Source organism: Luteipulveratus flavus (assembly GCF_029439465.1).
GTDB classification, from domain to species: domain Bacteria; phylum Actinomycetota; class Actinomycetes; order Actinomycetales; family Dermatophilaceae; genus Luteipulveratus; species Luteipulveratus flavus.
Window position 1 is genome coordinate 1 of record NZ_JAROAV010000001.1, and the last position, 21868, is coordinate 21868.

Here is a 21868-nt window from a genome sequence, read left to right on the forward strand (position 1 = left end):
TCTCCCCGGGCGGCACCGGGTTTCGACTCGGGCTCCGCTTCGCTCCGCCCGGCTCAACCAGCGGGAGGGGACCCGCCCGGCGAAATGTGACTGCCCGGTACGCCATGGCGTACCGGGCAGTCGACGTTCGCCGGGGGCTACTCGGTGTCGGTGCTGGGGATGTAGGCGCCGGGGACCTGGGTGGGGGCGTAGACCTTGGCGTCACCCGGGTACGGCGTCGTCCAGCCGTGCGTCCGGTACCAGGTGTAGCGGTTCATCTGCTCGGGGTTGGCGTAGTCGGGGACCGCAGTGTTCCCCGTGAAACGTTGCCGGGTGCTCCACGCCTGCCACTGGGCCGCGACGCCCTTGGCAGCGGCCGGTACCTCCGGCGCTGCCGCACTCGGCGTACCCGTCGTGTCCGCGCCGCAGGCCGGCGGCGGTGTCACGCCCTCGGTCAGCGGCACCTGGTGGGGCACCGCGGTGAACGGCCGGAAGTCGGGCCGCGTCGTGAACGCGCCCTCCATCGGCGCGGCCGCCGCGAGCTTCTGGTTCAGCGGCTGCGCGCCCAGGATCTGCTGGATGGTGCGGCCCACCGTGAGCTGCGAGTAGTAGGTGTGGTCGACCGTGCCGTGCTTGGCCCACGGGCTGATGATCTGGACGGGGGCGCGGTGGCCGTCGACGTGGTCGGTGCCGTTCTGGCTGTCGTCCTCGACGACGAAGATCACCGAGTCCTTCCAGTACCGGCTGTGCGAGATCGTGTCGACGATCGTGCCGACCGCGACGTCACCGTCGGCGACCTGCGCGCGTGGGTCCGGCGTACCACCGGTGTGATCGCTGGACAGCCAGAACATGTTGAGGTTCGCCGGGCCGTTCTTGGCGAAGTCCTGCTTCCAGATCTCGGCCCGGTAGGTGTCCGGAATGTCGGTGTCGAACTTCGGGTAGTCGTGGTTGGAGATCGCGTTCAGCGACGGGATCGGCGACTGGGTGTCCTGCTTGATCGACGGATCGGTCAGCTGGGCCGGGTCACCGCCCTGCGAGACCGACTTCGCCGCGCAGTAGTACTTCTGCCAGGTCGCGCCCGCGGGCTTGGTCTCGAACTGCATGAACTCACCGAAGTTGCGCGCGGTCTTGTGCGCCGCCTGTACCGACGTCCACAGGAAGCCCGAGCGCTGGTGGCCGAGCACGTCGTCCTCGGTGTCGTAGCTGCGGGTGTACTCGCCCGCGCTGGACTCGGTGTACTCCGGGTTGTCGCCCTGCATCAGCCAGTTGTGGCCCTCGGCGGAGTTGGTGCCGATGTCGTACAGGTTGTCGTAGAGACCGAACTGCTTGGCGAGGGCGTGCTGGTTCGGGGTGACCGTCGCGCCGAACTGCGCGAGCGAGGCGTCGCCGTTGCCGCGCGCGTCGTCCCCGTACACCTGGTCGTACGTACGGTTCTCCTTGACCAGCAGGAACACGTGCTTGATCGTCGAGGGGTCGCCGACGCGCCGCGGCACCGGGACCGGCCGGGCGCCGTGCCCGCGGGCCTGCTCGACGTCGTGCTTGTTCCAGCCGTTCTGGGCGAAGACGGTCCGGGTCGACCTCCGGATGTCCTTGTCGCTCGGCAGCGCGAACCGGGTGAAGGAGCCGGTCGTGCTGTGCGTGCCGTGACCGGTCGCCGGCGTCGTGCCCGGACCGGCGTTGATCGTGACGTCCGGGCCGCGTGCGTCGATGCCGCGGGTGTTGGTGACGACGACCTTGCCGCCGGTCGTCGCGACCGTGGCCGGGTAGTAGTCGGTCGGCAGCAGACCGATCGCGCTGACCGGCTCCTGCGGGCGCCCCGCGTACCGGAAGACGGCGACGGCGTTCGCGCGGCCGAGGGTGACGAGCAGGTGGCCGTCGGCGGTGAGCGCGAGCCCGTTCGGCGCGTACCCGACCCTGGACGACGGCCCCGGCTGGGTGGTGATCGTCTGGACGACGCGGTCCTTGGCGGTGTCGACGACCGAGACGGTGTCGCTGTTGGTGTTGGCGACGAACAGCGCGTTTCCCTTGGCCAGCAGAGCGGTCGGGTGCAGACCCACGTCGATCGACCGTACGGCGGCGCTCGGGTTGGCGGTGTCGATCACGCTCAGCGTGCCGGTGGTGGACGTGCCGAGCACCGGGTTCGCGGGCACCTGGGTGCCGTAGGAGTTGATGGTGGTCTCACCGGGCTTCGCCGGGCGACCGCCCTCGTTGCTCACGTACAGCCGGCCGCCGACGACCGCGATCTGGCGCGGCGCGGTGCCGACGGACCACGTCTGCTTCACGGTGCCGGTCGCTGCATCGAGCGCGACGACTTTGTTCTGACCGTTGACCGCGACGTAGAGCGTGCCGCCGTCGGCGGAGAACACCGAGCCCGCCGGCAGGGCCGAGGTGCTGCCCGCCTTCACGAGCGGGACGGGGGTCGCCGCGCCGAGGGTGCCGTCGCCGTTGACCACGAACCGGGTGAACCCGTCCTTCTGCGGCAGCCAGAGCGTCTTGCCGTCGGGGGAGTACGTCGGCGCCTCCTGGCCGACGCTGACGTCGCTCAGCTTCTGGTCGACGCCGGCGGCCTTGCCGACCCGCCACACGACCTTGTACGTCGACAGGTCCACGATCTGCAGCGCGACGTTGCGGTCGGTGCTGGTCGCGGCGAGGAAGCGGCCGTCGGGGCTGAGGCCGGAGCGCATGTACTTGCCCTCCGTGGTCAGCAGGCGCTCGCCGAGGGGCTTGACGACCTGGTCGCCGGACACCTGGATGCCGTCGGCGTACTCGGTGCCGACCTGCTGGTTGCCGAAGACGTCGGTGGACGCGTACGCGAGGCCACCACCGGCGAGGGTGAGGACGGCGGTCGTGGCGCCGAGGACGCGCAGCCGGCGCGGAGTGGCGAGGCGGCGAGCCTCCCCGCCGTTACGCCGTTGTCGAGTGACGTGCATGGTCATCCTTTCGAGGGGGCGGACGACAGGTCGACGAGGCCGTCGACCTGCCACAGCGGGTTCGGTGCGTCGCCGGTCGGGGTGCGCACCTGGAAGTAGCCGTTGACCTCCTTGGGCCCGTCGCCGTCCGCGACGAACCGGCCGTCGGAGGCCACGTCGAGCTGGTAGATCGCCGAGCCGACGGCGACCGCGCCGGGGATGCGCCAGGAGACGACGCAGCGCCAGTCGTTGCCGGGGCCGTGGTCCTCCACGAGCGAGCCGCCCTTGTCGCAGGACGCGGTGGTCCGCAGCTGCGCCTCGGTCACGTCCGGGCGGTGCAGCTCGCGAGCCTGCAGGCGGTACAGGTGCGCGTACGCCGTGGCCAGCGTCCGCTCGACCTTCGCCTTCTCGATGCCCGAGCCCTGCGCGGGGGTCGCCAGCGCGACCGCCCCGACGCTGACGGCGGTGACCGCCGCCAGGGGCAGGGCCCCGAGGAGCAGAGCGCGTCGCCCGGAGCCGTCGTACGTCAGGTCGGTGAAGTCGCGCCGGACGAAGAGCAGGTACGCGAGCACGGTGGCGACCGCCGCCCAGACGAGGCTGACGACGAGCCCGATCACGAGCGGACCGGTCTGCGTGGGCGAGGTCAGCAGGCCGCGCCACGCGAGGAACGCCTGGCTCGGCAGGGCGAGCCGGACGGGCGCGGGCAGCGGCAGCAGTTGGACGAGCTGGAGCAGCAGGGCGAGCAGCGCCGGGACCAGCAGCCCCATCGGCGAGCGGCCGAGGGCGACCGAGCCGAGCAGCCCGACCGCCGCGTACGCAAGGGTGGCGACGACGACGTACGCCCACGCCAGCAGGACCAGCCGGGCAGTGTGCCCGGGGGAGAGGGATGCGCCGTCGAGGCCCACGAGCGGGTGGTTGCCGACGGCGAGCAGGCCGCCGACGACGCTCGACGCGGCCAGGCCGAGGACCATCAGCGCGATGACGGTCGTGCTGGCCAGCGCCTTGCCCGCGAAGATCCGGCGCGGCGACCGCACCGCGACCACCAGGTGCCGCCAGGTGCCGAGCCGGTCCTCGGCGGCGAAGACGTCGCCGGCGACGAGCGCGGTGAGCAGCGGCAGGGCCCAGGTGCAGCAGAAGCTCAGCACGACCAGCGAGCCGGCCCAGCCGGTGGCGAGCATCCAGCGGCCGAACACCGTGTCGGTCGGCAGCGTGCTCTGCTGACCGGCCGCCGCGATGAACACGCCCGGGGCGAGCCAGCAGGCGAGGAGGACGATCCGGGCGCGCCACTGGCTGAGCAGCTTGACCAGCTCGAACCGGTACGCCGACGGCAGACCGGCCGGTCGCGCGTCGGGTCGCCGGTCGGTCGTCGTCGGGGCGGTGGTGGCGGTCATCGGGCCTCCTTCTCGGTGGGCGAGGGGTCGTCGGCGCCGGTGAGCGCGAGGAAGGCCGCCTCGAGCGGCGGCACGACCGGTCCGAGCTCGCGGACGGCGACGTCGGCGCGGACCAGCCGCGCCACCAGCTCGTCCAGTACCGGGACGGGCGCGCGGACGATCAGGGCGTCGTCCTGCCGGGCGCGCAGCGGGTCGTCGTCGGCGAGCACCTCGAGTCCCGGTGTCCCCGAGGCGATTCGAACGGCCGCGTCGGCGTCGGAGGTGACGAGCCGGTAGTCGAGCTCACCGCTCTCGGCCGCGAGCTTGGCGACCGGGCCGGTGAAGACCACCCGGCCGGTCGCGAGGATGGTGACCTCCGAGCACAGCGCGGCGAGGTCGTCCATGCGGTGGCTGGAGATCACCACGGCGGTGCCGTCGGCGGCGAGCCGGCTCAGCACCCGGTGCACGTGCCGCTTGCTCGCGGGGTCGAGGCCGTTGGACGGCTCGTCGAGCACCAGCAGCCGCGGCTGCGTCAGCAGCGCCGCGGCCAGGCCGAGCCGCTGGCGCATCCCGAGGGAGAACCCGCGCAGCCGGTCGTCGGCGACATCGGTGAGCCCGACCTGCTCCAGCGCGTCGTCGACCACGTTCGTCCGGGAGCCGCCGTACCCGCGCAGCGCCGCGAGGGCGGCGAGGTTCTGGCGGGCGGTGAGGGAGGGGTAGAGGCCCGGGCCGTCGACGAACCCGGCGACGCCGTCCGGGACGCCGAATACCCGGCTGACCGGCGCACCGAGGATCTCCAGCGTGCCGCCGTCGGCCACGGACAGCCCGAGCAGCAGTCCGAGCAGCGTGGTCTTGCCCGCGCCGTTCGGGCCCACCAGCCCGTGCACCTGACCGGCCGGGATGTCGAGGTCGACGCCGTCCAGCGCCACCACGTCGCCGAAGGACTTGGTGATGCCGCGAGCCCGGGCAGCGGGTGTCGTCTCCATGGCGGGCTCCTCTGTCTGACGGATACAAAGGGAACCTAGGGATCAGGGGCGATCAGGGCGCGGCGTCCGTACGAACTTCCGGCAAACAGTGGTGGACCGCGCGAACGAGGGTGCGGCGCATCTCGTTGTTGACCAGCCCCTCCGAATGAATCAGTCTCGAAGGGTCCACCTGGTGGTGCGATCGGTTCGTCCCGAACAACGCTGGACACGTCTCACAGGAGGTTCACCATGGCTGTCGCCGTCATCGGTCCAGGCAACATCGGTTCTCGCGTCGCCCGCCGCCTCGCCGAGGGCGGGGCCGACGTCGTCCTCGCGTCCAGCAGTCTCGACAACGCCCAGCAGAAGGCGGACGCGATCGGCGGAGACGTGCGGGCCGCCGAGGTCGGCGATGCCATCAACGACGCGGACGTCGTCGTCTTCTCGACCTGGTTCGACACGACCAAGTAGCTGCTCGCGGACAACGCCTCAGCACTCGCCGGGAAGGTCGTCGTCGACACCTCGAACAACATCGCCCCCGACGGCGACGGCTTCAAGAACCTGAACCCCGAGGGCGTCTCCGCCGGTCAGCAGCTCGCCCAGCAGGTCCCGTCCGGTGCGCGGTTCGTCAAGGCGTTCGGCGCGCTGGGAGCGGACAGCCTCGACACCACCCAGACCAGCGACGGCGACAAGGTCGTGATGTTCTACGCCGCGGACGACGACGCAGCCGCGTCCGCGGTCGCGGACCTGACCGCCCAGGGCGGCTGGGAGCCGGTCCGCGTCGGCGGCGTCGACGACACCTCGCGGATCGAGGTGTTCGGCGACCTGCACCAGTTCGGCGGCCTGGAAGGCAAGGTGCTGTCCAAGCGCGAGGCCGAGGAGAAGGTGCGTACGCGCCCGGCGTAGCCCGCGGCGGACGGCCGCACCGGTCGCCGTGGCGGGTTTCCGGTGGTCAGGGGGTGAGCCATGGCTCACCCCTTGACCACCGATCCAGCGGCCTCAGGCGGTCGCGTCGACGTTCTCCAGGACGACGGCGAGGCCCTGACCGACCCCGATGCAGATCGCCGCGACACCCCACCGCTCACCGGTCTCGCGCAGCACCTTCGCGAGGGTGCCGAGGACGCGGCCGCCGGACGCGCCGAGCGGGTGGCCGATCGCGATCGCACCGCCCCGCTGGTTGACCAGCTCGGCGTCACGCAGGCCGAGCGGGAGCCAGGCGTCGACGCACGCGAGCGACTGCACCGCGAACGCCTCGTTCAGCTCGACCACGCCGACCTGGTCCCAACCGATCCCCGCCTGCTTCAGCGCGCGGTTGGCCGCCTCGACCGGCGCGTACCCGAACTCCTGCGGCTCCAGGGCCATCACCCCACGTCCGGCGATGCGGGCGATCGGGTCCGCGCCGATCAGATCGGCAGCGCGCTCACTACCCAGCAGGACCGCGGACGCGCCGTCGTTCAACGGGCTCGCGTTCCCCGCAGTGATCGTCCCGTCGGGGCGGAACACCGGCTTCAGCCCGGCCAGCACCTCCGGCGTCGAACCGGGCCGGATGCTCTCATCCCGGACCACATCCACCCCGTCGATGGGGGTGACCAGGTCGTCGTAGAACCCGGCCTCCCACGCCTCATGCGCCAGGCGGTGGGAGCGGGCCGCGAAACCGTCCTGCCGCTCCCGGCTGATGCCGAACCGCTCCTGCAGCTGCTCGTTCGCCTCGCCCAGGCTGACCGTCCACTCCTTCGGCATCGCCGGGTTGACCAGCCGCCACCCCAACGTCGTCGACACCGCCGTCACATCACCGGCCGGGAAACCCTTGGCCGGCTTGGGCAGCACCCACGGCGCCCGGGTCATCGACTCCACCCCACCGGTCAGCACGACGTCCGCGTCGCCGGTCTCGATCGCCCGGGAGGCGATCATCGCCGCATCCAAGGACGACCCGCACAACCGGTTCACCGTCGCGCCGGGAACCGAGACCGGCAGCCCCGCCAGCAGCGCGGCCATCCGGCCCACGTTGCGGTTCTCCTCACCCGCCCCGTTCGCGTTGCCCCACACCACATCGCCGATCGCGCCCGGGTCCAGACCCGGCACCCGCGCCAACGTCGAGGTGATCGCGGCCGCCGCCAGGTCATCGGGGCGCACACCCGCCAACCCACCGTTGAAACGACCGAACGGCGTACGAGAAGCGGCGTAGATGAAGGAAGGCACGGGCCGAGGTTAGCCGCCGGATCAGCGAGGGTGCTCGGCCCGCCAGGCCACGTAGTCGGCAACCGCCGCGGGCAGGTCGTACGCAGGCGCGAAGCCGGTGTCGGCGGTCAGGCGGGTGATGTCCAGGTAGGGGTTGGGGGCGGGTTCGCCCGATGCCGGTCGCAGCTCCACCCGAGCACCGGGGACGGCCGCCCGGACCGCCTCGACCAGCTGTCGGTTGGTGTAGGACCGGCCGCTGGACACGTTGTAGAGGTCGTGCCCGAGGGCCGGTGCGGTGACCAGCAGCGCAACCGCTCGTCCGGCGTCCGGGGCGTAGCACAGGTCGCCGCCGGCGTCGGGGTCCAGCGGCGCCGGCTGCTCGCCGCGCAGCACGGCGCTGATGTACGGCGGTACCGGGTTGAACGGCGACTCGGGGTCCATCAGCGGCCCCCAGGTGCTGCCGATCCGCAGCACGACCGGCTGGACGCCCGTGTCCTGCAACGCGTTCGCGGTGAGCGGCTCGACCGCCTTCTTGAACGCGATGATCGGGTGCGGCGCCGGCGCGGCCGGCAGGGCCAGCTCCTCGTGCCACGGGACCTCGGGTCGGCCGAGGTAGGAGCCCAGGCTGCTCGCGACGGCGAACCGGTGCACCTCCCACTCGCGGGCCGCGTCCAGCGCGTTGAGCAGGCCGGCGCTGTCGGTCCGGAAGAACGCGACCGGGTCCTGGCCGGGCACGCTCCCGGCGAGGTGAACGATGTCGCTGATCTCGTGTCGGGAGCCGAGCCGCAGGAACGCGGACCGGTCGGTGACGTCCAGCGGCTCGACGGCCACCCGTCCGGCGAGGAACGCCGGGACGTCGGTCCGGCCGTGCGACGTGATGACGACGTCCTGACCGAGATCGACCAGGGCCCGGGCGGTGTGGGCGCCGATCATCCCCAGCCCGCCGGTGACCAGGATCACCGGACCACCTCGTAGTGCAGGTGGGTCACGCCGGGCGCGGCAACGGCCTCGAGCAGCCGGAGTCGTACGTGCTGCGGCAGCGTCTGGAAGAACGGCCGGCCCGCGCCGAGGAGGATCGGCACCTGATGCAGGATCAGCTCGTCGACCAGCCCGGCTCGCAGCGCCTCGGTCACGACGCCGCCACCCATCAGGGCGACGTCCTTCCCGTCCGCCAGCTCGAGGGCCGTGGCGACCGCATCCTCGATGCCGGTGCTGACGAAGGTCTGTCGCTCGTGCTCCCGCGGCGGCGGCCGGTGGCTGAGGACGACCAGCGGCGCGGTGGGGTGCGGAGCGCCGCCCTCGGCCCACCCGGAGTCGTCGTAGGTGTGGCGTCCGGCGAGGCTGGCGCCGACCCGGCCCGCGGCGCGGTCGAAGACGCGGGCGCTCGCCTCGCTGAGCCTGAACCCCTCGAACACCCGGCTCGGTGTGTCGCCGTTGCCGTACCAGTCGAACAGCATGTCGCCGTCGCCGAGACCGTGCCCGGTACGGGGGTTCCGGCCGGTGATGTAGCCGTCGACCGAGACCGACAGCGCGCTGATGACCGTGCCCATGGATGCCCTCTCGTCGACCGGGTACGGCCTCGACGCTAGAGCGCGCGGTCGCGGGCGTTCTTGAACGAATCGCGCACGTCTCCGGCCGTCCGGTCCAGCGGCGCGCGACCGGAGAGGAACGGCTGGTACGACGCCGCGTGGTCGTGCCGGCACCGGCAGCGGTCCACGTCGCCGCCCAGCAGCGCGCGCGGGGTCACACCGGCAAGACGCAGGCACTCCCGACCCAGGTGGGCCTGGTCGGCGTACCCCGCCTCGACGGCGAGCCGCGCCAGGCCGTCCGCGCCTCGCCGTCCCGACGGTCCGGCACCCGCCTGGGCGAGAGCCAGGAAGCCCTGGAACCGCAGCGTCCGCTGCAGCTCCTTCGGGCCGAGACCCACCGCGTGCAGGCAGCGACGCCGCAGCTGGCTCGTCGAGAGGCCCAGGTGCGCGGCCAGGGCGGCGACCCCGATCCCGCGCCACGGCATCAGCAGCCGGACGGCCTCGCCGATCAGCGCGTCCGCCGGCTCCGCTCGCCCGGCCTCGCGTACCAGCTGCGCCTGCAGCACGGCCAGAGCGGCCCCCGGCGTGGCCGCGCTCGCGATCGCCTCACCCGCTCGATCGACCCACCGGTGGCCCAGGTCGGCCAGCGGAACGTCCTGACCGAGCAGGTCCTCCAGCGCCGTCGCCAGCAGCGGGACGGCCCCGGGACGGAACCGGACGCCGACGACCGTGGTCCGCGCCGGGATCACCTCGACGACCGGCCCCGTCAGCGGACCGAGCACCCGGGGCCGCCCGCCGATCGGCCAGTGGATCTCGACCCCGCCGGTCGGCAGGTGACGCTGCACGTACGCCGCCTCACCGGTGGAGTGCACCCAGACCGTTCGCGCGATGCCCGACAGCCCCGGGGCCGGCGGTCGTTCGACGTACGACGGCGTCATCGGCAGGCCTCGACCGGGGCTGCCGCGACTGCCCTCGCCCGCTGGTCTGCGGGTCGGTCCGTCTCGCCGCGGCCGGCCGCCGCCACCCTGGACGGCCCGGTGGATCGCGCGTACAACGGCGGTATGACGCAGACATCGGGGTCCTCTGTCACGGTCACCACTGCCGCCGAGCTCGCCGACGCGCTCGAGGCCGACGCCTCGGACATCGTCGTGCAGGGCACGATCAGCGGCTCACCGTCGATCACGCTGCCCGAGGGCGCCACCCTGCGCGGCGGTGAGCTCGCCTTCCTGGGGAAGGGCGTGCGCCTGACCCGCGACAACACGTTGCGCGACATCACGATCACGACCATGCCGCACGAGGTCGCTGTCTACAACGACACCTCCGTGCCCGACGCGGGCACCTTCCGGTTCGAGAACGTCAGCACGGTCGGGCAGGTCTACCTCGTCGCCGAGGCGCGCACCACGAGCGTCCGGGTGGAGACGATGGGCCTGCACGTGAAGGAGGCCGACGTGCGCGGCCGCGTCGAGCAGCCGCACGGGTACGGCGTCGACGTGCTGCAGGGCGGCCTCACCCTGTGGAACCGGCAGCCGGACGCCTCGGCCAGGTTCACCGCCACGCTGCGGGACGTGTCCGTCGGCACCGAGCAGACGCCCGTACGCGGGTCGGGCGTGTTCGTCGCGGGGTACGGCGACCGCGAGGGCAAGGCGGCCGGTGGATTCTTCGAGGCGGACCTCATCGAGACCGGCGCCGTGGTGACCGACGGCGGTATCGCGCCCGGCACACCCGACAAGATCACCGGCGGCGTCTTCGTCGTCTCCGGCGCGAAGGTCGAGAAGGTCCTCAACGCCGGCGCGGTCACCACCCACGGTCAGAACGACATGGTGCTCGACAACTGGGGCGAGGTGGACCAGTGGGTCGCGACCGCCCAGGTCACCTCCACCGGTCCGTCCGGGATCGGCTTCGTCAACTTCGGCGACATCACGACGCTGGACGTGCAGGCGCCGATCGTGACGACGGGCGCCGGGGCACGCGGGTTCAACCTCTACGACGGAACCCTGAAGGACGCGGCGTTCCACTCCATCCGAACGACCGGGGACGGCTCGATCGGCGTCCAGGTCAGCAAGCCGCTCGGGGCGCTGACGGTGCATCACGACGTGGAGACCACAGGCGGGGAGGGGATGAGCCTGGTCAAGGGCGTGCAGATGACGCTGAAGGCGATCGCCTTCTCGGTCAAGGAGGGCGGCGCCGTCGGGTCGGTCACCATCGGCGGGGCCATGCGGACCCGCGGCGACGACGTCGTGACCTTCGAGGTCGCCGACGGAGGGTCGATCGAGGAGCTCACGGTCGGCGGCGGGATCGCGGCGCAGGGCGCGGGGTCGCGGGCCGTCCGGCTGGACGGGACCGTGCCGTCCCTGGACGGGATCGCCGTGACCGACGGCGCGGGCGGCGCCCACTGACGCGCGGTCCTCGCTGACAGGCGGTCCTCCCCACCGACGAGCCGTCGCCGGACGGGCGCTCTGGTGCGACGCCGATGGGCGACGCCGATTGGACATCGATACCCCCAGTGGTATATCTCTGTACTCGAACACATACCCCCATGGGTATCAATCGAGACGAGGAGACGAGGTCCGCTGATGTCCGTCGACACCCGTACGGCGCTGACCGTGCTCACCCTGGACACCCCCACGCTGGGCGACCGTTCGTACCTGGCCCACGACGGCGAGGTCGCGCTGGTGGTCGACCCGCAGCGGGACATCGATCGCGTGCTGGCTCTGGCTGACGAGGCCGGTGTCCGTGTCACCCACGTCTTCGAGACGCACGTGCACAACGACTACCTGACCGGCGGCCTCGCCCTGGCGCGGGCGACCGGTGCGGCGTACCACGTCAACGCCGCCGACGAGGTCTCGTACGACCGGACGCCGATCAGCGACGGGGAGGTCGTCGAGGTGTCGCCGCGGATGCGAGTGCGCGCCATCGCCACCCCCGGGCACACCTTCACCCACCTGTCGTACGCGCTGGAGGAGGTCGGCGCGGACGGCACCGAGTCGATCGGGGTGTTCACCGGCGGTTCGCTGCTGTACGGCGCGACCGGCCGCCCCGACCTGCTCGGCACCGAGCACACCCACGACCTGCTGCACCACCAGTTCGGCTCCGCGCAGCGGCTGGCCGGCGAGCTCCCCGACGACGCACAGGTGCTGCCCACGCACGGGTTCGGGTCGTTCTGCTCGGCCGGCTCCACCGGCGGCGCCACGTCCTCGACCATCGGCACCGAGAAGCGCATCAACCCCGTCCTGACGCAGGACGAGCAGCGGTGGGCGGACAGCGTTCTCGCCGGGCTGGAGGACTACCCGGCCTACTACGTGCACATGGCCCCGGGCAATGCCGCCGGTCCGACGACCCCGGACCTGCGGGCCCCTCGGCCGGCCGACGCGGCGACGGTCGCCGCGCGCATCGCCGACCGTGAGTGGGTCGTCGACCTGCGCTCCCGTACGGCGTTCGCCGCCGGCCACGTGACCGGCACCCTGAACTTCGGCATCGACGGCCAGTTCGCCACGTACCTGGGCTGGCTCATCCCGTGGGACACCCCGCTGACCCTGCTCGGGGACAGCCCCGAGCAGGTCGCGGAGGCGCAGCGCGAGCTCGTCCGCATCGGCATCGACCGTCTCGAGGGCGCCGCGACCGGTGACCCGGCCGACTGGTCCGACGAGCCGTTGAGCAGCTTTCCGCGCGCGGAGTTCGCCGACCTCGCGCAGGTGCGCCACCACCGCGCGGTGCCCGTCCTGGACGTCCGCCGTGCCTCGGAGTACGCCGCCGGTCACGTCGACGGCGCCGTCAACATCCCGCTGCACGAGCTGATCGGACGCCTGGACGAGGTCCCGGCCGGAGAGGTGTGGGTGCACTGCGCCGGCGGCTACCGGGCCTCGATCGCCGCGTCGGTCCTCGCCGCCCACGGCCGCCCGGTCGTCGCGATCGACGACAGCTTCGACGAGCACGCCGCCGCCGGCGGCCTGCCGATCGTCTGACCGCTCACCCCCGTACGACCCCCAGAAGGAGCATCACCATGTGCCGTCCCGCCACCTGCAAGACCTGCGGCAAGACCACCTGGGCCGGCTGCGGCCAGCACGTCGACCAGGTCATGGCCGGCGTCCCGCGTGCCGACCGCTGCCCCGGCCACTCGGCCGACGAGAGCGCACCGAAGGGTTCGTTCCTGCGCCGGCTGCGCGCCCGCGGCTGACGGGCCGCCGTGCTGACCACGCTTCTCGCCGCCGCGGGCCTGGGCCTGCTCATCGGAGCGAGTCTCGGCGCGCTCGGTGGCGGCGGCTCCATCCTCACCGTGCCCGCGCTGGTCTACGTGCTGGGGGAGTCGCCTCAGGCGGCCACGACCGGCAGCCTGGTGATCGTCGGGGTCACGTCGCTGATCGGCGCCGTCGGGCACGCCCGCTCCGGCAACGTCCGTTGGGCGACCGGGGCCGTCTTCGGCGTGACCGGCATCGTCGCCTCCTGGGCCGGGTCCGCGCTCAACCGGCACGTCGAGCCCAACGTGCTGCTGCTCGCGTTCGCGGCTCTGATGCTGCTGGCGGCCGTCGGCATGCTGCGCCGCGCTCGCCGGGCGCCGTTGGCGGGCCGGGAGCGCTCCGACGCGCCGAGCACGCTCACCGCCGCGGGCCTGGCGAGGTTCGTCGGAGCCGGGTTGCTGGTCGGGTTCCTGACCGGATTCCTCGGCGTCGGAGGCGGATTCATCATCGTGCCAGCCCTCGTGATGGCCCTCGGCCTCTCGATGCCGGTCGCGGTGGGGACGTCCCTGCTGGTCATCTCGATCAACTCGGCCGCGGCGCTCGCGGCTCGCGCCGGGCACGCGACCTTCGACTGGTCACTCATCCTGCCCTTCACCCTGGCGGCGGTCGCCGGGTCGTTGCTCGCCACCCGGGCGGCCGACCGGGTCTCGCCGGCGGCGTTGAGCCGCGCCTTCGCGGCGCTGCTGATCCTCGTCGCGACGTACGTCGCCGTCCGCAGCGCCGTCAGCCTCGGCTGACCGCAGGCGCCGGCGCCCGCCGTATCGCCGAGATCCGTCCTCGACGGCGCCCGATGCTCAGCGGGACCAGCGCAGCAGGGCGAGCCCGGCGACACCCGCCACGGTGAACCACACGTCGGCGCCGAAGCTGACCATGCCGTACGTGCCCGAGGTGACGTCGAAGACCAGGGCCGGGACGCCGCGTAGGAGCGCGAGCACCGCTCCCACGAGAGTCGCGCGACGCCACAGCGTTCTGGCGTGACCACGCCAGAACGCGATGCACACCGCCGCCGAGGCGAGCATCAGCAGCCCGGCGACCATGTCGTACGCCAGGAAGAACGGGCGGTCGGCGATCGGCGCGGCGTCCGACGGCACGCCCCACCGCCAGCCCGCCGCCCAGGCCAGGTGGACCACCGCGAAGCCCCCGCTCCACACCCCCAGGAACATCGCGATCCGCCGGACGCGGGTGGCCACGGGCTGAGTGGGCGCTGACCGGTCGGCGCGGGTGCGGGTGGAGTCGGTGCCGGTGACGGCGGTCGTGGTCGTGCTCGGTTGCATGTGTGCCTCCCTGTTCGACACCACCGTCGCGCGCGGCGGCGACGCACACCTCCCTCTGGTACGGGGGTGCCCTCCCGCACAGGGGTGACCTCGCCGAGCGCGGCACCCGAAGGAGGACGGTCCTGGGCGCGGGTGCTCGCAGCCGGACGGGCGTCAGCGACGGCCGCCGAACTCCCAGTCGTGGACCTCGATCTCGTCGTACCCGGCCAGCTGATCTGCCAGCAGCGCGTCCAGCTCGCGCCGCCCTGCGGCCTGCACCGCGAGGGCCACGCCGACCGGGGTGTCGAGGTCGGCGTCGTGCAGCTGCCCGTGCACGATCAGCCGCTCCTGGAGCGCATCGGACGGCGTCGGCGCGGCCGGCTGCGGCGCGGTCGGACCCGCGAGGCCGACGAGGAAGAACCGCGGCTCGTCGGCGGCTCCTGGGAAGTCCCACATCGTGCGGCCGAGCAGGTTCGTGAACCGCCAGATCGAGTGGTCGGCGTACGCGCCGGCGCCCTGGTACGGCTCCTGCTCGACGAACGCCCGCGCGGCCGCCGCGTCCGGCAGCCCGACGACGTGGACGCTCCCGGCCCAGGTCTCCCGGTCCGGTCCGAGCAGCGGGCCGCGGGCGGTCAGGCGGTCGGCGTAGCCGTCCATGTAGGACCAGTGGCGTTCGGTCAGCCCGGCGTCGTCGTCGGAGGTCGCCGCCTGTGCGGTGGCCCGGCTGAGGACGAGAAAGTCGGTCATGCGTGTGCGTCACCCCTCGAGCGGTCCGGTCGCGATGTGGTCGATCATCTCAGCGGGCGACGCGGGATGGACGAACTCCAGCCACCAGGTCGCGCCACCGTCCCTCGCCTCCGAGACGGCGGCCCGCTCCTGGTCGAGGTCGGCGAGGCGGACGCGACCGCCGACGGCGATGTCGTACCCGGAGGTGCCCGAGTCCCGGCCGCAACGGCCGCCGCGAGCCGCTCGACGTCCTCGCGGGTGAAGTCGCTCCACTGCTCGACGTCCGTCAGCTTGTACGGGACGACGCCGTGCGCCTTCGCCGCCCGGCGATGGACGGCCCGGGCCTGGGTGCTCCCGCCGACCCAGACCCGGACGCGCCCGGACGCCGGCCGGAAGGTCACCGGGGGTTCGCCGTCGCGAGCCGGCACGGGCGTACCCGCCAGCAGGTCCAGCAGCAGGTCGAGCCGCCGGTCCATCGCCCTGCCCTTGGGTCCGCTCACCCCGAGGTCGTCGCCGACGTGAACGCCGCGGTCCTGGGGGTCGCCCAGTCCGACGCCGAGCACGACCCGGCCGGGCGCGAGGGCGTCGAGCGTCGCCGCTTCCCGGGCGAGCTTGACCGAATCGCGCGCGAGCAGACCCGAGACCGTGGTGCCGAGCCACAGTCGTTCGGTGCGCGCGGCGACCGCGGTGAGCAGCACCCACGGGTCGTACGTCGGTGGGTCCTCGCCGCGGTAGTAGACGAGGTAGTCCTCGAGGAACACGCCGTCCCAGCCTGCGCGCTCGGCGGCGACCGCCATGTCGACGATGTCGGTGGCGGACAGCTGTTCGCCGCCGCACGGCAGCTCCAGTCCGAACCTCATGCGCCTGACCGTAGGCCCGAGCGGCGACATCACGTCTGCGTCGTACGACCGGTCGCGAGCCAGTCGTCGAGCGTGGCGAAGCGAGCGACCCGCGGATGCAGGAAGAAGACACTCTCGCGCGTGATCTCGCCGATGACGGCGATGCTCGCCGGCGATCCGGCCTGTGCCCGGGCGAGGGCCGCGCCGAGCTCGACGAACATGCCGCGGCCCTCGTGCCCGGTGGCCAGGACGAGGACAGCGTCCGCCGCGAGGACGGCGTCGATCATCGCGCTCGCCATCGCGGCCGACTTCTCCGGGTACGACGCGAACCGCTCGACCACGGACCGGTCCTCGGTCCAGTCCAGCGGCAGCTCGTGACCGGCGCTCACGAGCCGGTCGCGCGTGCTCCGGACGAGGTCCGCAGCGGCCAGCGGGGCCGCGAGGTAGATGCGCACGCCGCGCAGCCTGTCAGCGCGGGCCGACAGCGCACCGTCGGACGACCGGTCAGCCGGCCGGCGGGGCGAGGGCGTCCAGGCGAGCCATGGCGTCGGCCGGGATGACCAGCTCACCGGCGGCGGTGTTCTCCAGGAGGTGGTCGATGCTGCCGGTGCCGGGGATCAGCATGGTGATCGGGGCGTGCTGCAGCTGCCAGGCGAGCCCCACTTGGGTGGGGGTGGCGCCGAGTGCCTGGGCGACCTCCTGCACCACGGGGTCGTCGGTGACCTTCGGGATGTCCGCGTACGCGCCCCCGCCGCCGAGCGGGAAGTACGGGATCCAGGCGATGTCGTGAGTACGGCACAGGTCCAGCAGCGGCTCGTCGGCGCGACCGAGCAGGTGGTAGATGTTCTGCACGCACGCGAGGCCGACCGGCACGGCCGCCTCCAGCTGCTCCAGCGTGATGTGGCTGATGCCGATCTCGACGACCTTGCCCTCCTCCCGCAGCGCGACCAGCTCGGCCAGCTGGTCCTGCAGCGGCACCACCTGGTCGCCCTCCGCGATCAGGCCCGGCAGGAAGTCCATGCGGCGCAGGTTGACCACGTCGAGGCGGTCGGTGCCCAGCGCGGCGAGGTTGTCCTCGACGGCGGCGCGCAGCTCGTGCGGTCGTTGCGCGGCGGTCAGCGGCATGGGACCGTCGCTCGGGGCCGCGCCCGCCTTGGTCGCCAGGACGATTTCGTCGCGCTGCGCCGAGAACGCCTGACGCAGAAGGGAGTTCGCCAGTCCGCCGCCGTAGAACTGGGCCGTGTCGAAGTGGCGTACGCCCAGGTCGTACGCCCGGCGCAGCAGCGCGACGGCGTCCTCGACGCCGGAGGCGCCACCGGCCGCCGCACGCCGGGTCAGCTGGCCCATGCCGTACCCGATCCGCGGGACCGGCCGACCGGCGAGGGTGAAGGTGCCGCCGGGCGGCGGCGTCTGGGAGTGGTCCGTCATCGTCTGCTCCTGAGGTCTGCGACTCATCGTGCGGACGACTCACCATCATGGTCGGTGAGCCGTCCGCGCCGACCAGGGCGGGTCAGTATGTCGAGATCGGCGCGGCGGCTCCGTCCCACGAGTACGAGCGGGCCGCCGGGCCCGCGTCCACGAACGCCACGACAGGGAGCTGCACCCATGCCCATCAAGCTCGAGAACGTCGCCATCGCCGTCCGCGACCTGGAGGAGACGATCGCCTTCTTCACCGACCTCGGGCTGACCGTGCTCGGCCGAGACGAGGTCAGCGGCGAGTGGACCGACACCGCGGTCGGCCTCGACGGCAACCACGCCAAGATCGCCATGCTCCAGACCCCGGACGGCCACGGTCGTCTCGAGCTCTTTGAGTACCTCCACCCCGACGCGATCGAGACGGACCCGACGCGGCCCAACGAGATCGGGATGCACCGGGTGGCGTTCTCGGTGGACGACATCGACGAGGCCCTGGCGATCGCGGCGAAGCACGGCTGCCACCCGCTGCGGGGCGTGGCGACGTACGAGGACGTCTACAAGCTCACCTACGTGCGCGGCCCGAGCGGCATCATCGTGATGCTCGCCGAGGAGCTGAGGAAGGGCTGACGCCGGCTGCCAGTCAGGGCGCCGGTGCGGTGTCGGTGGTGAGCTGGTCGACCAGGGCCTGGACGCGGGCCTTGATCTGGTCGCGGATGCCGCGGACGACGGACAGGTCCTGGCCGGCCGGATCGTCCAGGACCCAGTCCTCGTACCGCTTGCCGGGGTAGACGGGGCAGGTGTCGCCGCAGCCCATGGTGATGACGACGTCGGCCTGCCGCACGGTGTCGTCGACCAGTCGGGTCGGCGTCTCGCCGGTGATGTCGATACCGTCCTCGGCCATGGCCTGCACGGCGACGGGGTTGAGCCCGTCAGCGGGCGCGGAACCGGCCGACAGCACCTGGACGCGGTCGCCGGCCAGGTGGGTGAGGTACCCCGCGGCCATCTGGGAGCGGCCGGCGTTGTGGACGCAGACGAACAGCACGGTCGGGCGGGTCATGCGACGGTCTCCTCGGCGACGGTCTGGGCGGCGGCGGACTCCCCGGCGGGGGTGCGGGTCGGGTACAGCACGGACAGCAGGCCCAGGGCGGCCGCACCGCCGACCAGCTGGGCCAGGACGTACGGGACCACCGAGGCGGGAGAGATCCCGGCGAAGGTGTCGGTCAGGGTGCGGGCGATGGTCACGGCGGGGTTGGCGAAGCTGGTCGAGCTGGTGAACCAGTACGCGCCGACGATGTAGCCGGCCACCGCGTACGCGACCTTGTCGCCGCGTCCTCCGCGGGTCGCTCCGCCGATGACCAGGACCAGCCCGGCGGTGGCGACGACCTCGCCGAGCAGGTGTCCGCCGGTGGCCCGGTGATGAGCGGCGATGCTGACGGCGGGCAGGTCGAACATGAGGTTGGCGACGAGGGCACCGGCCGCGCCGCCGAGCACCTGGGCGCCGATCAGGCCGATCGCGGCGGGGGTGTCGATCGCGCCGGTGACCCGGTCGAGCAGTGTCACGACCGGGTTGAACGCGGCCGAGACCGGCTGGAGCGCCAGGATCAGCGCGACGAGGACGGCGCCGGTCGCCAGGCTGTTCTGCAGCAGCTGCAGGCCGACGTCGCCCGGGGAGAGCCGGGTGGCCGCGATCCCCGACCCGATCACGGCGGCGACGAGGACGCCGGTGCCGACGGCCTCGGCGACCAGGCGGCGGTGCAGCGCGGTCACGGTGCGACGCCGCCGAGGACGCGGACCAGGTCACCGAGCGCGCCGGCGTTGATGCGGTAGTACACCCACACCCCGCGCTTCTCGCGGTCCAGCAGGCCGGCTTCGTGCAGCTGCTTGAGGTGGTGGCTGATGGTGGGCTGGGACAGCTCGAACGCGTCGTTCAGGTCGCACACGCACGCCTCCCCGTCGGTGTGCGAGGCCACCAGGGACAGCAGCCGCAGCCGGACCGGGTCGGCGATCGCCTTCAGCAGCGGCATCACCGTCTCCGCCTGCTCCGCCGACAACGGCTCCCGGGTGACCGGTGAGCAGCAGGCGACCGCCTGCACGGGTGTCAGCTCCAGTGAAGACTTCGGCATACGTAAATATTGACAGATGTCGATCGACGGTGGCAACGTCAGGCATCGACACACATCAATGTCTAGTCGGAGGTCCCATCCCATGTCCCGTGTCCAGCTCGCCCTCAACGTCGACGACCTGCAGGCCTCGATCGCCTTCTACTCCCGCCTCTTCGGCGTCGAGCCGGCCAAGACCCGCCCCGGCTACGCCAACTTCGTGGTCGAGGACCCCGCCCTGAAGCTGGTGCTGATGGAGAACCCCGGTCAGGGCGGCTCGATCAACCACCTCGGCGTCGAGGTCGCCGACGCCGGCACCGTCGATGCGGAGCAGATCCGCCTGGCCTCGCGCGGCATGGCCACCGTCGACGAGCGTGGCACCACCTGCTGCTACGCCCAGCAGGACAAGTTCTGGGTCCAGGGCGCCCCCGACGGCGAGGCCTGGGAGATCTACACCGTGCTGGCCGACAGCCCCACCTTCCGCGCGCAGGACACCGAGCAGACGGCGGGGTGCTGCGGCACCCAGGAGAGCGTCGAGGTCACGGCGAGCGCCCCTGCGTCCTGCTGCTAGCGAGCCGCCGGCCAGGTCAGCGCGGCTCGTGGTCGCCATACGCGTGGCTCGTGCCGACCTCCTCGGCGCCGCCGTGCAGCTGGCCGCCGAACTCCTGCGGGTGGCTGTCCTCGACGGCCGCCGCCTCCAGGGCCTCGTACTCGCCGCGGTGGTGCGCCGCGGCCAGCTCGGCCGGGGTCACCGCCTCGATGCGGTCGGTGAACCAGAAGCCGGACAGCGCCGCGCGCAGTCGCTGCTTGGCCGCACCCATGCGACGGACGCCGTTGCCGTCGCTGCCCGCGGACAGCTCCAGCGGCCGGTTCGACTCGAACGCCACCAGGCGCCACCGGGTGTACTCGTCCAGGGGCTCGTGCGCCTCGAAGAACCGGCCGTCCGCCGTCCGGACGATGCGACCGGTCTCGCGGCCGTGCAGCACCAGCTCGCGGTCGCGCCGCTGCAGGCTCAGGCAGAGGCGCTTGGTCACCCAGAACACCAGCGGCGGCAGCACCAGGCAGCTCAGCCGCATCAGGTTGGCCACGTCGTTGATCGACAGGTGCAGCTTGATCGCCATGATGTCGTTGGCCGAGGCGAAGAAGAGCACGACGTAGAAGCTCAGCGCGGCCATCCCGAGCGCGGTCCGGGTCGGCGCGTTGCGCGGACGGTCCAGGATGTGGTGCTCGCGCTTGTCACCGGTGATCCACGCCTCCAGGAACGGGTAGGCGCCGGCGATGGTGAACAGCACCGGGATCAGCGCGATGGCGCCGAGGAAGATGTTGAAGCTCCAGGTGCGTCCGAGCAGGTCGAACTCCAGGAAGCCCGGCAGCAGTCGTAGCGCTCCGTCGGCGAAGCCCATGTACCAGTCGGGCTGCGAGCCGGCCGTGACCTGCGTCGGCTCGTACGGCCCGTACGCCCAGATCGGGTTGATCGTGACCAGGCCGGCCACCAGCGCGGTGATGCCGAAGACCACGGAGAAGAACCCACCGGCCTTGGCGATGTAGACCGGCATCATCGGAAAGCCGACGACGTTCTTCTCGCTGCGCCCCGGCCCCGGGTACTGGGTGTGCTTGTGGACGATGACCAGGATGATGTGCGCGGTGAACAGGGCGACGATGATCGCCGGCAGCAGGAGCACGTGGACGGTGAACAGGCGGGGGATGAGCGCCTCTCCGGGGAACCCGCCGCCGAACACCGCGTACGAGATGTAGGACCCCAGCACCGGGATCGAGAGCATGAACCCCTGCGCCGCCCGCAGCCCGGTGCCCGACAGCAGGTCGTCCGGCAGCGAGTAGCCGGCGAACCCCTCGATCATCGACAGCATCAGCAGCGTCAGACCGATGATCCAGTTGATCTCGCGCGGCTTGCGGAATGCGCCGGTGAAGAACACCCGGCACATGTGCACGAGGATCGCGGCCAGGAAGAACAGGGCGGCCCAGTGATGGATCTGTCGCACGATCAGCCCGCCGCGTACCTCGTAGGAGATGTCGACGGTCGAGGCGTACGCCTGCGACATCGAGATCCCCTTCAGCGGCTCGTAGCTGCCGTTGTAGACCGTCTCGCCGGCGCTCGGGACGTACCAGAAGGTCAGGAAGGTGCCCGTCAGCAGCAGGATGACCAGGGAGTACATGGCGATCTCGCCGAGCATGAAGGACCAGTGGTCGGGGAAGACCTTGCGCATCAGGTAGCGGAAGCCCTTGGCGGTGCCCGTGCGTTCGTCCGCCCAGCTCGCGACCGCCGAAACCGCCCCACCTCCTCGGCGGGGTGGGCTCGTGTCGTCGTCTCCACGCAATGCGTCGGCGCTGCGCGTACCGCTCTGACTGCTCATT

Annotated in this window: 24 protein-coding genes; 8 read left to right on the forward strand and 16 right to left on the reverse strand. The window is 72.2% G+C overall.

Features of this window, described 5'->3' with window-relative positions:
- Positions 1-137 precede the first annotated feature (137 nt).
- From P4R38_RS00005 to P4R38_RS00015, 3 genes are read right to left on the reverse strand one after another with little or no spacing between them, the layout of a single operon-like run.
- On the reverse strand, positions 138-2909 hold the full coding sequence (locus tag P4R38_RS00005) for an alkaline phosphatase family protein (RefSeq protein ID WP_277190371.1): 2772 nt from the start codon (positions 2907-2909) through the stop codon (positions 138-140).
- Positions 2910-2911: 2 nt separating this feature from the next.
- The gene (locus P4R38_RS00010; protein ID WP_277190373.1) at positions 2912-4279 is read right to left on the reverse strand and encodes an ABC transporter permease; all 1368 of its coding nucleotides are present in this window, start codon (positions 4277-4279) and stop codon (positions 2912-2914) included.
- Positions 4276-5244: an ABC transporter ATP-binding protein gene (locus P4R38_RS00015; protein ID WP_277190374.1), complete on the reverse strand. Its 969-nt coding sequence runs from the start codon at positions 5242-5244 to the stop codon at positions 4276-4278. Before P4R38_RS00015 ends, P4R38_RS00010 begins: the two co-directional genes overlap by 4 nt.
- Positions 5245-5472: 228 nt before the next feature.
- Here P4R38_RS00015 and P4R38_RS00020 point away from each other — a divergent pair, with 228 nt between their 5' ends.
- Together P4R38_RS00020 and P4R38_RS00025 are read left to right on the forward strand one after the other, a co-directional pair.
- Positions 5473-5691 carry an NAD(P)-binding domain-containing protein gene (locus tag P4R38_RS00020; RefSeq protein ID WP_277190375.1) on the forward strand — a complete coding sequence of 73 codons (219 nt, stop codon included), beginning with the start codon at positions 5473-5475 and terminating at the stop codon, positions 5689-5691.
- 228 nt (positions 5692-5919) lie between these two features.
- Positions 5920-6126: a hypothetical protein gene (locus P4R38_RS00025; RefSeq protein ID WP_277190377.1), complete on the forward strand. Its 207-nt coding sequence runs from the start codon at positions 5920-5922 to the stop codon at positions 6124-6126.
- Between the two features lie 93 nt (positions 6127-6219).
- Here the strand turns inward: P4R38_RS00025 and P4R38_RS00030 are convergent, their stop codons facing one another.
- The 4 genes from P4R38_RS00030 to P4R38_RS00045 are packed head-to-tail and all read right to left on the reverse strand — an operon-like array spanning position 6220 to position 9865.
- Entirely contained in the window at positions 6220-7419 is a 1200-nt protein-coding gene (locus tag P4R38_RS00030) for a thiolase family protein (RefSeq protein WP_277190378.1), read from the reverse strand.
- 21 nt (positions 7420-7440) lie between these two features.
- A complete protein-coding gene (locus P4R38_RS00035) occupies positions 7441-8358 on the reverse strand; it encodes an NAD-dependent epimerase/dehydratase family protein (protein WP_277190379.1) in 918 nt (305 codons plus the stop codon).
- Positions 8355-8948, reverse strand: coding sequence for a dihydrofolate reductase family protein (locus P4R38_RS00040; protein ID WP_277190381.1), 594 nt, complete (start codon positions 8946-8948; stop codon positions 8355-8357). The genes P4R38_RS00035 and P4R38_RS00040 overlap by 4 nt, the downstream gene beginning before the upstream one ends.
- 35 nt (positions 8949-8983) lie before the next feature.
- Positions 8984-9865, reverse strand: a complete 882-nt coding sequence (locus P4R38_RS00045; RefSeq protein WP_277190382.1) for a helix-turn-helix domain-containing protein — start codon at positions 9863-9865, stop codon at positions 8984-8986.
- A gap of 123 nt (positions 9866-9988) precedes the next feature.
- Here P4R38_RS00045 and P4R38_RS00050 point away from each other — a divergent pair, with 123 nt between their 5' ends.
- The 4 genes from P4R38_RS00050 (at position 9989) to P4R38_RS00065 (ending at position 13899) form a co-directional block, all read left to right on the forward strand.
- A complete protein-coding gene (locus tag P4R38_RS00050; RefSeq protein WP_277190383.1) occupies positions 9989-11323 on the forward strand; it encodes a hypothetical protein in 1335 nt (444 codons plus the stop codon).
- 177 nt (positions 11324-11500) lie between these two features.
- Complete coding sequence (locus tag P4R38_RS00055; protein ID WP_277190384.1) at positions 11501-12889, forward strand: MBL fold metallo-hydrolase; 1389 nt, start codon at positions 11501-11503, stop codon at positions 12887-12889.
- A gap of 38 nt (positions 12890-12927) precedes the next feature.
- Positions 12928-13101 carry a hypothetical protein gene (locus tag P4R38_RS00060; RefSeq protein WP_275237289.1) on the forward strand — a complete coding sequence of 58 codons (174 nt, stop codon included), beginning with the start codon at positions 12928-12930 and terminating at the stop codon, positions 13099-13101.
- Between the two features lie 9 nt (positions 13102-13110).
- Entirely contained in the window at positions 13111-13899 is a 789-nt protein-coding gene (locus P4R38_RS00065; protein WP_277190385.1) for a sulfite exporter TauE/SafE family protein, read from the forward strand.
- A 57-nt stretch (positions 13900-13956) separates the two neighbouring features.
- Here the strand turns inward: P4R38_RS00065 and P4R38_RS00070 are convergent, their stop codons facing one another.
- The 5 genes from P4R38_RS00070 to P4R38_RS00090 all read right to left on the reverse strand — a co-directional run bounded on the left by P4R38_RS00070 (position 13957) and on the right by P4R38_RS00090 (position 17408).
- Positions 13957-14436 carry a hypothetical protein gene (locus P4R38_RS00070; protein WP_277190386.1) on the reverse strand — a complete coding sequence of 160 codons (480 nt, stop codon included), beginning with the start codon at positions 14434-14436 and terminating at the stop codon, positions 13957-13959.
- A gap of 153 nt (positions 14437-14589) precedes the next feature.
- The gene (locus tag P4R38_RS00075) at positions 14590-15162 is read right to left on the reverse strand and encodes a YciI family protein (RefSeq protein WP_277190387.1); all 573 of its coding nucleotides are present in this window, start codon (positions 15160-15162) and stop codon (positions 14590-14592) included.
- Positions 15163-15206: 44 nt separating this feature from the next.
- The gene (locus tag P4R38_RS00080; RefSeq protein WP_277190388.1) at positions 15207-16001 is read right to left on the reverse strand and encodes an LLM class flavin-dependent oxidoreductase; all 795 of its coding nucleotides are present in this window, start codon (positions 15999-16001) and stop codon (positions 15207-15209) included.
- Between the two features lie 29 nt (positions 16002-16030).
- A complete protein-coding gene (locus P4R38_RS00085) occupies positions 16031-16435 on the reverse strand; it encodes a hypothetical protein (protein WP_277190389.1) in 405 nt (134 codons plus the stop codon).
- A gap of 49 nt (positions 16436-16484) precedes the next feature.
- Positions 16485-17408 carry an aldo/keto reductase gene (locus P4R38_RS00090; protein ID WP_277190390.1) on the reverse strand — a complete coding sequence of 308 codons (924 nt, stop codon included), beginning with the start codon at positions 17406-17408 and terminating at the stop codon, positions 16485-16487.
- Between the two features lie 177 nt (positions 17409-17585).
- On the opposite strand from P4R38_RS00090, the gene P4R38_RS00095 reads away from it, so the two are divergent.
- Positions 17586-18023 carry a VOC family protein gene (locus P4R38_RS00095; protein WP_277190391.1) on the forward strand — a complete coding sequence of 146 codons (438 nt, stop codon included), beginning with the start codon at positions 17586-17588 and terminating at the stop codon, positions 18021-18023.
- Between the two features lie 13 nt (positions 18024-18036).
- Here P4R38_RS00095 and P4R38_RS00100 read toward each other — a convergent pair whose 3' ends face one another.
- From P4R38_RS00100 to P4R38_RS00110, 3 genes are read right to left on the reverse strand one after another with little or no spacing between them, the layout of a single operon-like run.
- Entirely contained in the window at positions 18037-18453 is a 417-nt protein-coding gene (locus P4R38_RS00100; protein WP_277190393.1) for an arsenate reductase ArsC, read from the reverse strand.
- The gene (locus P4R38_RS00105; RefSeq protein ID WP_277190394.1) at positions 18450-19163 is read right to left on the reverse strand and encodes an aquaporin; all 714 of its coding nucleotides are present in this window, start codon (positions 19161-19163) and stop codon (positions 18450-18452) included. The genes P4R38_RS00100 and P4R38_RS00105 overlap by 4 nt, the downstream gene beginning before the upstream one ends.
- Positions 19160-19519, reverse strand: coding sequence for an ArsR/SmtB family transcription factor (locus tag P4R38_RS00110; RefSeq protein WP_277190396.1), 360 nt, complete (start codon positions 19517-19519; stop codon positions 19160-19162). Before P4R38_RS00110 ends, P4R38_RS00105 begins: the two co-directional genes overlap by 4 nt.
- Positions 19520-19601: 82 nt before the next feature.
- On the opposite strand from P4R38_RS00110, the gene P4R38_RS00115 reads away from it, so the two are divergent.
- Positions 19602-20066 (forward strand): ArsI/CadI family heavy metal resistance metalloenzyme, encoded by a 465-nt coding sequence (locus P4R38_RS00115; protein ID WP_277190397.1) that lies wholly within the window; start codon positions 19602-19604, stop codon positions 20064-20066.
- Positions 20067-20082: 16 nt separating this feature from the next.
- On the opposite strand, the gene qcrB is transcribed toward P4R38_RS00115, so the two are convergent.
- Positions 20083-21867: a cytochrome bc1 complex cytochrome b subunit gene (gene qcrB, locus P4R38_RS00120; protein WP_277190398.1), complete on the reverse strand. Its 1785-nt coding sequence runs from the start codon at positions 21865-21867 to the stop codon at positions 20083-20085.
- Position 21868: the final 1 nt, after the last annotated feature.